The sequence below is a fragment of the Peptostreptococcus sp. MV1 genome (assembly GCF_000758885.1).
GTDB lineage: Bacteria > Bacillota > Clostridia > Peptostreptococcales > Peptostreptococcaceae > Peptostreptococcus.
This window is the reverse complement of record NZ_JRNB01000103.1, coordinates 1-1,770: the sequence shown is the minus strand read 5'-3', so window position 1 is coordinate 1,770 and position 1,770 is coordinate 1. Positions and strand designations below refer to the sequence as shown.

Here is a 1,770-nt window from a genome sequence, read left to right as displayed (position 1 = left end):
CAGCACCAAAGAACATTGCGAATAGTGCAAAACCTACGACAATAATGTCTTTAAATTTGATACTCATTTTGAACTCCTCCTTAAAATAATCAAAATTTATTAGTTCTTTTTTAGTATACATTTAGTTTTCAGTATTGTCAAACTATTCTTTAATGTCCATATTTTTCGGAATTAATTTTTAAAAATTTATCTTATGGAAATTCTAATTAATTAAAATTTATCCTGTCTTAGGCAAAAAAATTCTTTTCTTTTTTATTTTATCCCCACGAAAAATCTTTGATAATTTTTTTATTAACGATTTCATTTTTTCTTAAAAAATTCTACTATCCCTTATTAATTTTCTATCAAAAAAGGAATCCCGATCAAACTAGTTGACCGGGATTAAACCTTTTGTTTTTGTGTTTATTTTTTGTGTTTATGTCTTATTTCGCTTAATAAGTAGCAATCCACTTGCCAATATTCAAACTTAATCAACTCTTATTTATATTAAGCTTCTTTCTTTGCTCCTACAAACTTACCAACTATAGCACCGATTATTACTGGTAGAATCCAGTAGAATCCTATAGATGAACCTGGTAATTTGTTTAATGCTTCTGCTATTCCTGCCATTCCAGAGAAAGCTTGAACTGATGGTAATTCGTGAGCGATACCTAAGATTAGGGCTACCCAAACTGCTACTACATATACGTTCTTGTTGTCTATCTTAGTGTGGATTAGACCAAGAAGAATTAGAGTAACAACTGCTGGATACATCATGTATAGTAGTGGCGCTGCTACACTGATTATCTTATCAACACCGAAGTTAGATACTATTGCAGAGAATACGCATACTACAACTACTATAACTTCATACTTAAGCTTGCCTTCTGTAAGGTCACTGAAGTAGTTACCGCAAGAAGATGTAAGACCGATTGCTGTAGTCAAGCATGCAAGTCCAACAACTACACCAAGTATTATCTTACCAGGTCCTCCAAGTATGGCCTGAGTGATTGATATAACTAGGGCAGTTCTTTCAACTGTATTGTCGAACTGTGGAGATACTGTAGCTCCTAGGTAAGACAAACCACCATATACTAGTGCCAAACCTACAACTGCTACGATACCTGCAAGAATTGTAGCTTTTACTAGAACCTTCTTTTCAGTATAACCCTTCTGCTTAACAGATGCTATAACGATACCCGCAAATACTGCACCCGCCATACCATCTAGAGTCTGGTAACCATCATTGATACCACTTATGAATACATTGTCAACAAGTGTTCTGTCAAGTGGAGTACCTAGAGGACTTACTATACCCTTTACAATCAATACTGCCAAACAGATTAATAGTACTGGTGTCAAGAATGCTCCGATTATATCTACAACCTTTGAAGGCTTAATAGTCAATACTAAAACTATCACGAAGAATATAATTGCGAAGANTATCGGACNTAAACCTTTTCCAANGTTTGGTATGATACCGATTTCATAAGTTGTAGCTGCTGTTCTTGGTATAGCAACAAATGGTCCTATACACAAGATTGTTAGCGACGCTATTACAACACCCAGCTTCTTTCCAGCTNTTCCAAAGAATGCCATCATGTCACCCTGTGTACCTGTAGCTGCNATAACTCCTAATAANGCCAAACCACCATCTGCAAACAAGAANGCNATAAATGATATAAACCANTTANTTCCTGAAATTACACCTAGAAATGGTGGGAAAATTAAGTTACCAGCACCAAAGAACATTGCGAATAGTGCAAAACCTACGACAATAATGTCTTTAAA

General features: G+C 34.9%; 1 protein-coding gene. It reads right to left on the bottom strand.

Going from position 1 to position 1,770, the window contains the following annotated elements; genetic code table 11:
* Positions 1-486 precede the first annotated feature (486 nt).
* Positions 487-1,770, bottom strand: a 1,284-nt coding sequence (gene brnQ, locus HMPREF1639_RS07485) for a branched-chain amino acid transport system II carrier protein (protein WP_036765070.1), incomplete at its 5' end; no start/stop codon positions are given.